This window comes from Pararhizobium antarcticum (assembly GCF_001885585.1).
GTDB lineage: Bacteria > Pseudomonadota > Alphaproteobacteria > Rhizobiales > Rhizobiaceae > Pararhizobium > Pararhizobium antarcticum.
In genome coordinates this window covers 1-12,860 of the sequence record NZ_LSRP01000072.1, presented here as the reverse complement: position 1 = coordinate 12,860, position 12,860 = coordinate 1, and the positions used below count along the sequence as shown (strand labels likewise).

The 12,860-nt window shown below is 56.3% G+C and carries 8 protein-coding genes; 2 read left to right on the top strand and 6 right to left on the bottom strand.

All coding sequences use genetic code 11. The annotated features are described in order from the left end of the window. Positions 1-213 precede the first annotated feature (213 nt). The 4 genes from AX760_RS06550 to AX760_RS06535 are packed head-to-tail and all read right to left on the bottom strand — an operon-like array spanning position 214 to position 6,186. A complete protein-coding gene (locus tag AX760_RS06550; RefSeq protein WP_071832197.1) occupies positions 214-1,341 on the bottom strand; it encodes a hybrid sensor histidine kinase/response regulator in 1,128 nt (375 codons plus the stop codon). Next, the gene (locus AX760_RS06545; protein WP_245294953.1) at positions 1,338-1,886 is read right to left on the bottom strand and encodes a chemotaxis protein CheB; all 549 of its coding nucleotides are present in this window, start codon (positions 1,884-1,886) and stop codon (positions 1,338-1,340) included. The genes AX760_RS06550 and AX760_RS06545 overlap by 4 nt, the downstream gene beginning before the upstream one ends. Before the next feature lie 20 nt (positions 1,887-1,906). Then, positions 1,907-2,740, bottom strand: a complete 834-nt coding sequence (locus AX760_RS06540; RefSeq protein WP_071832195.1) for a CheR family methyltransferase — start codon at positions 2,738-2,740, stop codon at positions 1,907-1,909. After that, a complete protein-coding gene (locus tag AX760_RS06535) occupies positions 2,737-6,186 on the bottom strand; it encodes a response regulator (protein ID WP_071832194.1) in 3,450 nt (1,149 codons plus the stop codon). The genes AX760_RS06540 and AX760_RS06535 overlap by 4 nt, the downstream gene beginning before the upstream one ends. A gap of 685 nt (positions 6,187-6,871) precedes the next feature. Between AX760_RS06535 and AX760_RS06530 the strand changes: the two genes are divergently transcribed. Beyond that, the gene (locus AX760_RS06530) at positions 6,872-8,557 is read left to right on the top strand and encodes an FAD/NAD(P)-binding protein (protein WP_071832193.1); all 1,686 of its coding nucleotides are present in this window, start codon (positions 6,872-6,874) and stop codon (positions 8,555-8,557) included. Here AX760_RS06530 and AX760_RS06525 read toward each other — a convergent pair. Continuing rightward, a complete protein-coding gene (locus AX760_RS06525) occupies positions 8,542-9,282 on the bottom strand; it encodes an MOSC domain-containing protein (RefSeq protein ID WP_071832192.1) in 741 nt (246 codons plus the stop codon). The genes AX760_RS06530 and AX760_RS06525 overlap by 16 nt on opposite strands. 341 nt (positions 9,283-9,623) lie before the next feature. After that, entirely contained in the window at positions 9,624-11,909 is a 2,286-nt protein-coding gene (locus tag AX760_RS06520) for an FdhF/YdeP family oxidoreductase (RefSeq protein WP_071832191.1), read from the bottom strand. 343 nt (positions 11,910-12,252) lie between these two features. On the opposite strand from AX760_RS06520, the gene AX760_RS06515 reads away from it, so the two are divergent. Next, positions 12,253-12,777 (top strand): cytochrome c oxidase assembly protein, encoded by a 525-nt coding sequence (locus tag AX760_RS06515; RefSeq protein WP_071832190.1) that lies wholly within the window; start codon positions 12,253-12,255, stop codon positions 12,775-12,777. Positions 12,778-12,860: the final 83 nt, after the last annotated feature.

The window sequence follows — 12,860 nt, the reverse complement described above, 5'->3', positions numbered from 1 at the left end:
CCGGAAGTTGGCAAAAGATCATAGTGATACACACCAAGCAAGCGACGCTCCGTTGCCCACTATTTTTCGGTGGCGAAGTTAGCTGGTCCGGTTGTTAGGACCTCCGGTTTGCACTGCGGATGCAGACGACGGAGCGGGCTTCATGTTTCAATCAGTGCTGAGATATCCTGGAACGGCAAGTCGGACCTGGTCGGCAAGCCCAATCGCTCACCGTCATGCTTTGGGTATCTGCAGGGCAAAGACGCTTCCTTTACCGGGCCCATCACTCCAGACGGTCACATCGCCGTCGTGTAGCTCTATGAATTGTTTGACCAAGGCAAGACCGATTCCAAGACCGCCGCGGGCGTGATCGCGATGCTCTTCGATCTGGCCGAACATTTGGAAGATCGCTTGTGATCCTTCAGGTGTCAGTCCAAGGCCATTGTCCGAAACCGCCACGCGGTAGCTGTTCTCGAGAACCTCGACAGAGACTTCAATACGGCCACCGCTTGGCGTGTACTTGGCAGCGTTGTTCAGCAGATTTGAAACGCACTGGGTTATGCGGACTCGATCCGCGAGAATGTCGCAGGACATCTCCGGCACAGTCAATACAACAGCATGGTTTTTTTCGTCGATGGCCGACTTTGTCATTTCCACAGCTGCAGATACGGAATCCTTCAAATCAAACAAAGTTTTTGAAAGATTGATTTTGCCCTGCGTAATGCGCGATACGTCAAGAAGGTCATCGACAAGTCGGATGATGTGCGACATCTGTTCTTGCATCAGCCCATTGATTTGCTCTGCCTTCTCGGGTTCTGGCCCCCGAAAGAGAAGTTTCAGCCCGCCATGCAGCGCGGCGAGGGGGTTGCGCAATTCGTGGACGAGCACAGCCAGAAATTCATTTTTCCGCCGGTCGGCCAATTGCAGCGCCTGGGCCTGCGCCTGCAAAACGTCCCTCTGCTCGGCGAGCATCTGGCGCTGGCGATATATTTCAACGAACACTTCCGCCTTGCTGCGCAGAACATGCGGTTCGATCGGCTTCTGGATGAAGTCGACAGCACCTGCCTCGTAACCTTGAAAGCGGCGCTCGGCACTATGGCTTCCGGCGGTAACGAAAATGATCGGGATCCGCCGGGTCCTTTCGTTTCCGCGCATCAGTTCGGCAAGTTCAAAACCGTTTAGGCCCGGCATCTGCACGTCAATCAGAGCCAGAGCAATGTCATGGTCCAACAACAACTCCAGTGCTTCATCGCCCGACCTTGCCTTAAGAAGTGTCAGATCAGCGCGACGAAGCAGCGCCTCGAGAGACAGCAGGTTCTCCGATAGATCATCAACAAGAAGAAATTTAACCGGCATTGTCATTGGAAGTTGCTCAACAAATAGGATGAAATCTCGGGCAGCGTAAAAACATGGGCGTTTGGGCTTGCCAGCATTGCGGCTTCCGGCATTGCTTGGGCGTAGGCGCTTGCAGGATCCTGCACGATCATAGTGCCCCCGGAACGTCCGATTGCCTGAAGACCCCGTGCGCCATCGTGATTGGCGCCGGTCAAAACGATCCCCGTCAGACGATCGCCCCAGGCCTCTGACGCACTTTCAAAGGCGACATCGATGGACGGTCGAGAAAACAACACCGCCTCTTCTCCCGAGAGGGCAATGTTGGAACGGCCCTCCAGCAACAAATGATAGTTGGGCGGAGCGAAATATATAACACCCGGCTCGACCGGTTCCTTGTCTTCAGCCTCTATCGCCCGCAAACGGCATTTGATGTTGAAGATCTCGGCAAGTACGCTGCGTTTGTTCGGCGGCAGGTGCACGATGACGAAGATTGGCAGCGGATAGCCAGCGGGCAGGGCGGGCAGGATCGAAGACAATGCCTCAAGCGCCCCGGCAGATGCACCGATGATCACGGCCCCCTTCGGCGTGCCCCTCATTCCCCGTTCCTCTGGTAGATCTTCTCCTCCCGCACGAATTCCCGGAAGCTGTCCACATGCGTGGAAAAACGTAACGTTTCCTTTGCGCCAAGACCGAGAAAGGCATTGTGCGGAAGGGAATCACGAAACAGTCCAACTGCCCGGTTCTGTAATGGTCGGTCGAAATAGATCATGACGTTCCGGCAAGACACAAACTGCATTTCACCGAACACTTGGTCGGTGACGAGGCTGTGGTCGGAAAAGACCACATTGCGCCGAAGGCTTTTGTCTAAAACGCAGCGATTATAGCCGCTGGTATAATAATCGGACAAGGAGGTCTTTCCCCCGGCCTGCCGGTGGTTTTCCGTAAAGAGACGAATCCGTTCGATATCATAAATGCCGGTCTCTGCGTGGGCGAGAGCATCAGGGTTGATGTCCGTGGCATAGAACAGAGTCCGCTCCTCCAGTCCTTCCTCCCGGAAGAGAATGACGAAAGAATAGAGCTCCTCGCCTGCACTGCACCCGGCGATCCAAATCTTCAGGGAGGGATAGGTCCGCAGATGCGGCACCACCTTCTCTCGGATCGCCAGGAAATAGGATGGATCGCGGAACATCTCACTGACCTGAATTGTCAGGTAGCGCAACATCTGGGGCAACATGTCGGTGTCATGCAGCACACCCTCCTGCATGGCCGAAATCGTTGAGAAACCGAGTTGCTCGCGCGCCTGGCGCAATCGTCTGCGGATGGACGACATGGCATAGTTGCGGAAATCATAGTGGTAGCGGTGATACAATGCCTCTAGCAGGAGGCGGATCTCGATATCCTCGATCTTCTCAAATGTCTCCGTCATTGCGGCATCCACACGCGAACCAGAGACAGGAGTTTCTCAACATCGAGCGGCTTTGCCATATAGTCGTTGGCGCCAGCCTCTATACACCGCTTCTGATCATCCGGCATGGCCTTTGCCGTCAGTGTAATAATAGGTAGCTTCGCCCAGGTGGAATTGTTCCGGATGTGGCGCGTGGCGGTCAGGCCATCCATCACCGGCATCATGACATCCATCAGTACGAGATCGATGCGCCCTTCGGGCCGGCTGAGCGACTGCTCAAGTTTTTCCAGTGCCTCCTCCCCGTTCCTAGCAATTTCGACGATCGCTCCGCGCGGCTCGAGGATGTTGGTCAGCGCATAGACATTGCGGACGTCGTCTTCAACGACGAGAATACGGCGTCCTTCCAGGAGTGCATCGCGATTTCGCGCCTTGCGGATCATCTGTTGCTGCTCGACGGGCAATTCCGACACGACCTGATGTAGGAACAGAGTCACTTCGTCCAACAGCCGTTCCGGAGACTTTGCACCCTTGATGATGATCGACTTTGAGTAGCGGCGGAGCTTCTGTTCTTCTTCGCTCGACAGAACGCGGCCGGTGTAGACAATGACAGGTGGAAAGGAATGCGGACCATCTTGGCTGATGGTTTCAAGCAGTGCAAAACCGGATGCGTCCGGCAGGGAGAGATCGAGCACCATGCAGTCAAAAGTCTGTTGCTTCAGCAGGGCAATGCATTCGCTGGCTGTCCCGGCGCCGACTGTCTCAACGTCATGCGAAGCAATGAGACGGGACACGGCTTCGCGCTGCACCGCGTTGTCCTCGACGATCAGTACGCGTCGAACGCGCTGCGCAACCTTTGCCCGCAGCGATTCAAGCATGCTGATCAACTGGTCCCGCTGTACGGGCTTGAGGGCATAGCCAACGGCTCCCAATGATAGCGCACGGTCAGAATAATCCTCCGCAGAAAGGATATGAATCGGAATATGACGGGTGCGCACATCGCGCTTCAGGCGATCAAGCACCGAAAGACCGGATTGGTCCGGCAGCCCGACGTCCAACACTATGGCATGCGGAATGAACTGGGATGCCAGTTCAAGCGCTTCCTGCGCAGTTCCAGCGACCAGAGCGCGGAAATTCAACTGGCGTGCCACATCTCGCAGGATCATGGCGAAGGACGGGTCATCCTCAACGATGAGAAGTTTGCGCGCGTGTTCGTCGATAAGGAAACGATCGTCCTCCACGATACCCGTAGTGGACATCGGCACGGACGGCCGGGCCTGTTGCGGGGGGCGACCGAGGAGCACTGAAGGCGGCGTATGCTGCGCCTTTGCATCGAGAGACGGAGCCTGGAGAAGCGAGGCGCTGAAAACCTGAGGAATGACGACCGTGAAAGTGCTTCCCGCACCCGAACTCCCCTCAAGCCGGAGCGTTCCCCCTAAGAGTCTCACCAACTCTCGGGAAATCGAAAGCCCAAGACCAGTGCCACCAAACCGGCGACTGATCGTGCTATCGGCCTGGTGAAAAGCTTCGAAAATCTGCTTCTGCTGATCTTCGGCGATGCCGATCCCGGTATCCTTCACCGAGAGTGCAATTTGGCTGTCTCCATAAGGACCGATCGTCAGCGTGACACGTCCCTTTTCGGTAAACTTGATCGCGTTGGCGAGCAGGTTCTTCAACACCTGCTCCAGCCTTTGCGGATCAGTCTGTATGACGGCCGGCGTGTCGGCCGTTGCCGAAAGAGAGAGCTCCAGGCTCTTGTTGAAGGCGAGTGGTTCGAAGAGATGACGGAGCGAACCAAGCATGCGTTCGACAGACACCGGCTCGGGGCGAATCTCAACATGACCGGCTTCGATTTTGGACAAATCGAGGATGTCGTTGATCAGGTTCAGAAGATCATTGCCCGAAGACTCGATCGTCTGGGCGAATTTCACCTGCTCCGGTGTCAGGTTCTCATCTGCGTTGTCCGCAAGCAGTTTGGCAAGAATGAGGGATGAATTAAGCGGCGTGCGCAGCTCATGCGACATGTTTGCAAGGAAATCAGACTTATAACGGCTTGCCTGCTCCACTTCCTGCGCTTTGATCTGCGTTGCCTCGTTTGCTTGTTCGAGATCGTCCCGCTGCCGTTCCAGCTCCTGCGCCTGTTCTTCAAGCTGGGAATTGGTCTGTTCGAGCTCGGCTTGCTGCTGCTCCAGGCGGGCCTGGGATTCCTTCAGCGCGCGGCTTTGCTCCTCCAGTTCCTCGTTGGATACCCTCAGCTCTTCACCCTGGACCTGCAGCTCTTCGGACTGACGTTGCGTTTCTTCAAGGAGCATCTGAAGGCGCGTGCGGAACTCGGCCGACCGTATGGCAACTGCGATCGTATCGGAGACCTGCTCCAGAAGGACAAGCGCCTCGTCGCTGACGGGCGACAGGAATCCGAGCTCGAACAGCCCCTTGACTTCGCCTTCGACGATGGCTGGCGCCAAGGCGAGGTGACGTGGCTTGTTCTGCCCTAGACTGGAGCCGAAACTGATGTATCCGTCCGGAACCTCGCCGACCGCAATCGGTCGATGATCCCGCAAAACGTGGCCGAACAAACTGTCGTTTTCGCCGAAACCCTCTGGAAGGGTAACGTCGGAGGGGACTCCATGGACCGAGGAACGGACATATCGGCCCGCGCTTTCGGTGTAGAGTGCTCCGGCAACCGCCCCGAGATAGTTTGTGAGGAAGCCCAGAATATTCTGGCCCAGTTCCTGGATGGACTGTTCTCCAGAAACGGAAGCCGCCAAACCGACCTGCGCATCTTTGAGCCACTGCTCGCGACGTCGCGCGAGCGTAGCCTTTCTCATCAGCGCCCCGATGACAAACGTCAGAACAATACTGAGAACGCCTGACGCGAGGCTGGTCCCGAACGCGATCGAATACGCCGTGTTCATCTCCGCCACGCGCTGGGACCGCTCTGCGGTTTCATCATCGCGGAGTTCGGAAACGAGCTTTCGGATGCCATCCATGTCGGATTTGCCGCGATCCGAAGCGACCAGAGCCAGCGCTGCGCTTTGTCCTTCCTCGCGGTAAACCCGCAATGTCTGATCCATCTCACGGAACTTGGATTCGACGTAGCCCCGCAGTTCCTCAAAACGAGCCTGTTGCGAGATGTCGTCACCAATCAACCGCTCAACTGATGTCATTCGGTTCTGCACTTGGGAAAATGCCCGGTGATAGGGCTCAAGGTAGTCGTCTTCGCCCGTGAGCAGATAACCCCGCTGCCCCGTCTCGGCGTCTTGGGCGTCAATTAATAGAAGATCGATCGCAACGATGACCCTATGTGTCTGAACGACGCTCGCATTGCTCGCCCGAAGTTGCTGGGTGGTGTAAGCGGCGACCGTCGTGCTGAGAACGAAAAACACGAGCGCGAATGCGAGTCCTATCAGAACGGTCGGCTCGAGCCCGAGCGCTGTCTTTGTTCCGGTGGCGGAGCTTTTTCTATGCATATGAATCACTTGGATCTGTTGTGGTGTGGCTGCTCAGCTTTTTGAGGGTACTTCCTTGAAGACGCACCGTTCAAAGGCTTCTCGTAATGGCCTGGCGCTGAACTTTTTCGTTCAGAAAGCGGGGTACTTTAGCAATATTGGTGTGACGAACCAGTACCATGCATGTCAGTCCTTTCAACGCCAATAGCTCTGCGAGTGCGGCGGCAACTTATCGGTTCTGCAGACTTTTGCCATCCACGAGCGAGCCGAAATCCATGGGTTTTTTTATCGCGCTTCCCATCGCGCCAGCGCTTATGGCGCCATCCAAAGGGCCAACCTGTCACGGCGGCGAAGGCCCGCCTCATACTCCGTTCAGTTTGTCACTTTTAACTTCATCTCGCCTATGTGATGGCGGCGGCAAGCGTTATGTTTGTGGGGCATGCGGGATCAATCAAGTTATTTTCGATCCCGACCACTTAGACGCATTACGTTGATATCTGGTCCGTGCACCAATTCCCTTCAAATCCTAGAAATACGATAGCTATGTTGCAAAATGGCATCGCTATCGTCCCGCCAATGTGCCGGGCATCGATGAACACGTGGGCTGTGATCGTGCCGTGGAACAAATGAGCCCCAGAAGGGTTCCGTATCGCTCCATGTACCTCGAGTAGCGTTGAATGTCCCGGCGTGAGGAATTGTTTTCAGTATGATCAGAATTGCAATTATCGGATCAGGTCCGACAGGCATCTATACTCTGAAAGGTCTCGTTGGCTCAGCTGTCCCGATATCGATCACCGTTTTTGAGGCCGAGAGCGACCCGGGCAAGGGTACACCGTACCACCCCGACATCAACGATCGCGCAATGCTCTCCAACATCGCGAGCATCGAGCTGCCCGTCATTTGCGAAAGCCTTGTTCAATGGCTTCGTCGGCAAACGGATGCCGACCTTCAACGGCTGCTCATCAATCGCGACGCGATCAATGAGCGGGAATTCTACCCGCGGGTTGTTCTTGGCGAGTTTCTGCAGGCGCAATTTCTTCGGCTTGTTGCCAGTGGGCAGCAAAAAGGCCACGTTGTTGATGTCCGGGCGCGCGAGCGCGTCGTGGATATAGCTTTGCAGACTGACGATGTCCGGGTGACTGTTCAGCAGCTGGATGGGTTGCGCACCGAATTCGCCTTCGACCATGTCGTCATGGCAACCGGGCATGACTGGCCTGAAAACATCGAAGTCAAGCCCGGCTACTTCGTGTCGCCGTGGCCAGCGCAGGCACTCAAGCAGATCGGCAACTGCCGTGTCGGAATTCTCGGGACATCGCTGAGCGGCATCGACGCGCTGATCACAGTAGCAACGGCACATGGCGCATTTTATCTCGACCCAGCCGGACAATTGCAATTTCAAGCCAGTGCGGACAACGAGAATTTTCATGTGACAATGATGTCGCGCAAGGGGCTTCTACCAGAGGCGGATTTCTATTGCGAAATCCCTTACATTGAGCCGTTGTTTTGTACGAACGAAGCCATCGACGCCCTCCTGGCAACCGGCCGACACAACCTTCTCGACGATATCTTCGACCTGTTCAAACAGGAAATGATTGCCGCGGATCCGGCCTATGCGGCCAAAATTGGACTTTCGATGCTGACAGTGGAGACGGTCGCCCCCGCGTATTTCGCAGCCCGCGAACACACAGATCCCTTCGTCTGGGCAGCCCAAAATCTGGCCGAAGCCGAGCAGAACAAAAAAAACCGGTACACGGTGCAATGGCGCTATGCGATCCTGAGAATGCACGAGGTTATTGCCCGTGCCATTCCGCAACTCGACGACACCGACCTCGATCGGTTTCACAAGCATTTCAAGACTGTTTTTGTGGACGATTACGCCACTGTTCCCCACGCTTCGATCGCCAGACTATTGGCACTGCACCGCGCCGGAATTTTGGACATCATCGCATTGGGCGCGAACTATACAGTAAGCACAGACGGCGTAGAGAGCGGCGTCGTGTTGATGCATCACGGCAAGACAGTCGAATACGAAGCATTTATCGACGCGACAGGCCAGCATGCGATGTCTGCCGTCGATATTCCATTTCCGACGCTGATCGAGCAAGGCGTCGTGCGCAAGGCGACGACGCCGCAGGCCCAGCCGGTGATAAGTGCCGAAATCGCGGAAAGTACCGTGCGAACCGGCGGCATCGATCTTGATCATGCCTTTCGGCCGAAGTTCGAGGACAACCTGTGCAATCACCTCTACTGCGCAGCCATCTCGTTCCTGCTGCACAAGCTGCCGTTCGTGCAAGGGATTACCAGCGCTCATGATATTGGCAACGTCGTTTCCGCGGCAATACTGAGCAACATTGAACAGGCACATGCTGGTCGGTTTCAGATGTCCGCATAAACCGGATCACCGACGCTAACCGTGCCCGCCCGTTTTACATCGCAGTAAACGCCAAGGTTTCTGCTGTTGTGCCTTAAAATGTTTCGAAGAATCTCCGGCTCCTCTTCAAGCCCGGGCTGCGCGATCAGTGTCATGCCACAGCGTTTCGTTCCTTCAACCACGTTGCACGGAAGCTCGCCGATCTGCAATTTCTGGCCGATCCAGCTGTTTTCCAGGAAAACGTTTTGCTCCTCGCTCTCGATCAGTATCGACGGGCGAAAACGTCTTCGATCGATGTCGCTGACACTGCTTAACTGGGACAATTTCTCTAGCGAGGCGGTCGTCAGAACATGAAGAGGGCTTGGAGCGTAACGCTTTCTGACGACCGGAAACCTGTTTTCATCACCGAGCGCCGATTGCGCGTATACGCCGACGCCGACTTGAAACCCGAAGTACTGCTCCAGCGTGACACGCAGGCGGGTGTCGTCAAGCTGCATCCAGCGCCCATCCGGAAATCCGAGCCTGGGTAGACCTCCTCCAATCCGGTCACAAGCCATAAACAATGCCGGACGCCACCGAGGCGCTTTTTCAGGGGCGGCCGGCAAGCCGGTTTCAAGATCGAACAACGCGAATTCACGGTCGCCAACAACGCCATTCGACGACGTTTCAATGCTTTCCATTAACTCGCCACCGATCGAGCTGACAGGATAGCGCCACACTTCCAGGACCTTGCCGACACACATCATGGATGTCCACCTTTCAAATAATACAGGAGATTGTTCCGGGGCCGCCCGGTGATGATGGCGCCTGACCGAATGTTTCTACCATCAGCGCGTCACTCCACATGATCGCAACGCATTCTCTATAGCCGTCTTGATAGTGTCAGGTTTCTTGGGCGAGCGGGGTGACTGCATGACGTCGGCAGGACGACTGTCTGTCTTGTCAGCACAGACATTTTCCCTGTGATCAAAAGATGTACACTCCTGCCCCTACTCCAAGGACAGCAACGATCCCGGGCCTCCGGGTGGCCTTGGTCGTCATCTTGTCGAACACATCGGCCGCAGGTCTGCATGGGATAGGAATGTACTCATGCGGGAACCACCCGGACGGGAACGGATTTGGCGGCCGGCGTCTTGCTGTCCTCGGCGTATTGCCAAAGAGGTATCAGCCCGTTGCACTCTGGAAAATAGGCAGCACAACTGCCTGCCGGTATGTCATAGTCGATGACTTCGAGGCCGCTGAGGGTTCGCACAATCCCATCGTCTACAGCCGTCGTGATCCGCGCCAGGCCGTTCTTCTTGATGCCGGCTCGCTCCCGATCGCCTGGATTCATCATCACGATCATCCGGGAATTATGGATACCGCGCAGACGGTCATCATAACCGTAAACTGTCGTGTTGAACTGGTCATTGGATCGCAACGTAATGAGACGCAGGACATCTGGGCCGCTTCCGGCTGCAAAACTCGCGCAGAGCGATTTCACGAGCTTGAAATTCGCCTTGCCGGTGTCCGTTTCCCACTGACGGTGCCTTGCCGGGACAGGGCGAGGGAAGCCCCCCGGGGTATCCAGCCGGGCGTTGTAGCCGGAAAACTGCTCCGGAAACGTCTGTTCGATCGCATCTCTGATCCGGGCATAGTTTTCGACCCATGCCTCCCACGGAACGTTTGGATTGTGATCGAGTGCAGTCTTCGCTATTTCCGCCACGATGCGCGGCTCGGAAAGCAAAGCAGGGCTTGCCGGCTGGTACTTGCCGCGTGAAGCGTGGATGCAGGTCGTGGAATCCTCCATCGAGACGATCTGGGGGCCGGATGCCTGCTCGTCAATTTCCGATCGCACCAGCGTCGGCAAAAGATAGGTCGTCTTCGCCGCAATCAGGTGGCTTCTGTTCAGCTTGGTGGCGATCTGAACGGAGAGATCAAGGCCACGCCATTTCTCCTCCATCAGTTCACGTTCGGGAATGGCGCGGACGAAGTTGCCGCCCAGGCTAACGAAGGCTTTGACATCACCGCGGATGATGGCCTCGCACGCCTCCACCGTGTTCAGCCCGTCGTTGCGTGGCGGCTCGAAGCCGTATTGCGCAGCAAGCCGGTCGAGCGGCACCAACGCCGTCTTCTCGGCGATCCCGACGGTTCGTTGCCCCTGCACATTGGAATGTCCGCGGACGGGACAGATACCTGCGCCCTGACGGCCGATATTGCCCCGCATCAGCATCAGGTTAACGAGCATCTGGACATTGCTAACCCCCAGGCGATGTTGCGTGAGGCCCATTCCATAGATCGCAATCACCGCTTTTGCCTGTGCATAGGTCTGCGTGGCCGCCTCAATCGCCGTCTTTTCCAGACCGGAGATGGCAAGAATTTCTTCCCATTGAGCCGCGCGGACCTGCGCTTCGAAAGCCTCGAAACCATGGGTGTGCTCCTCAATGAAAGGAACGTCGAGAACCCGAGTGCCTCCATTGGCCTTGGCTTGGTCGTCCCACAAGAACAGACATTTGGCCATGCCCATCATTACCGCGATGTCGCCGCCAGCGCTGACCTGATGATATTGCGTGGCAATATCCGTGGCCTTGTTGGTGATCATCTGTCCTGGACGCTGCGGATTGACAAAGGATTGCCAACCACGTTCCTTCAATGGATTGAAGACGATCACAGGCGCCCCGCGCTCCCGGACCTCCTGGAGACTGTGAAGCAGGCGCGGCGCGTTCGTGCCGACGTTCTGCCCGAAGGAGAGAATGCAGTCGGTGTGCTGATAGTCCTCCAGCAAGATGGTTCCAACCGGGGTGCCGATGCTTTGCGGCAGCGCGACCGATGTTGTTTCGTGACACATGTTGGAACTGTCGGGGAGATTGTTGTTTCCGTAGAGGCGGGCCAGCAACTGATACATGTAGGAGGTTTCAAGCGACGCGCGTCCGGATGCGTAGAACACGACAGTCTCGGGTTCATAGCTTCTAAGCTTGCGTCCGATATCGGCGAAGGCGTCCGACCAGCTTACCTCGACATAGGTGTCGCTGGCCGCATCATAGCGCATCGGATGCGTCAGTCTCCCCTCGTTTTCGAGGTCGTAATCTGCCCAACCGAGAAGTTCCGTGAGGGTATGCTGCTTGAAGAACTCCGGTGTCGTGCGCTTGGCGGTCAGATCCCAAAACGTGGCCTTTGCGCCGTTCTCGCAGAATTCCGCGAGATGCGGTTTTCCAGGTTTTGCCCATGCACAACTGGTGCACATATACCCGCCGGCCTTGTTATGGTCCTTCATCAAACCCGGGACCGTCCCAATCGCGCGCTGGCCGATAGAGTTCTTCACCAGTGAATTGACGGAGCCCCAGCCACCCGTGGGGCTGGTATATGGGGAGTATTTGACCTTGTCCTTGTCCAACGGTTCACCTCGTTGTGGGGTAGGGATTGATCGCGCGGCTGCTCCAGATCACGCGGAAATGGTGGCGCGAGACAGTTGATATGACTGCCACCAGATTGCCGGTCGCATGAAAGCGTCACACACTTGGCCGGATAAAGGACAGGCCAGCGAAAGCATCGCTCTTGACGCATTGATGATTTTGCAAATGCAGACAGCAGCAGTTTGTTCCCTGCTTTTTGGACCATTCACGCACGCATCGCGCGATATCTGTTGACGCATGGAACTCTTCCCCTCCCGCTGCGTTGTTGTTCGGGGTTTACGTGTCCTGATTTTGGGCAAGGGGATGTAAGAGGGAACTGTAGTCGTGAGCAGCGTTCTAGACCCATATTGCGGGCCCGCGCCCAACGCAGAAAATCTGCTGGTCTCATGGAATCTGGATTTCATTCTGATTGCAGCTGGGGCCTGCTTCATGGTCACCTTGTATCGACTCCGCTCAGGCCAGCACCTCTGGCAAACGCCGCTCCTTTCGATCCTATTGATGATCGCGTTCGTCTCACCACTCTGCGCCTTGTCGACGGCCCTGTTTTCCGCAAGGACGATCCATCACATTCTGGTCGGAGCCCTCGCCGCACCGCTCATTGCCGCGCTGGTTCGTCCAAAAGCGCATGCCCTGACGAAGGTGCCGGCCGAGGCTGTCTTTCTGATGCACACCACGATCTACTGGCTGTGGCATCTACCGTTCGGCTACGAATTTGCTCTCTCGGGTCCTGCGCAATACTGGTTGATGCAAGGCACTTTTATGGTGGCGTCGGTCTGGCTCTGGTGTCTGCTTCTCTCGAACCGGGTGAGAGCGGCGGTGCAAAAGTCGGCCACGGTAGCGGCGGAATAGTCCGGCTGCGGGCGGAGTAAAATCCGGCCACCTATTTCTCTTCTGCGACGAATGCAGGAGGGCTTGGGGATCTACACCGTGGA

What these genes read in the sequence shown, in the direction of transcription:
- AX760_RS06550 (WP_071832197.1), bottom strand. Translation starts at nt 1,341, where the DNA reads ATGACAATGCCGGTTAAATTTCTTCTTGTTGATGATCTATCGGAGAAC.
- AX760_RS06540 (WP_071832195.1), bottom strand. Translation starts at nt 2,740, where the DNA reads ATGACGGAGACATTTGAGAAGATCGAGGATATCGAGATCCGCCTCCTG.
- AX760_RS06535 (WP_071832194.1), bottom strand. Translation starts at nt 6,186, where the DNA reads ATGCATAGAAAAAGCTCCGCCACCGGAACAAAGACAGCGCTCGGGCTC.
- AX760_RS06530 (WP_071832193.1), top strand. Translation starts at nt 6,872, where the DNA reads ATGATCAGAATTGCAATTATCGGATCAGGTCCGACAGGCATCTATACT.
- AX760_RS06525 (WP_071832192.1), bottom strand. Translation starts at nt 9,282, where the DNA reads ATGATGTGTGTCGGCAAGGTCCTGGAAGTGTGGCGCTATCCTGTCAGC.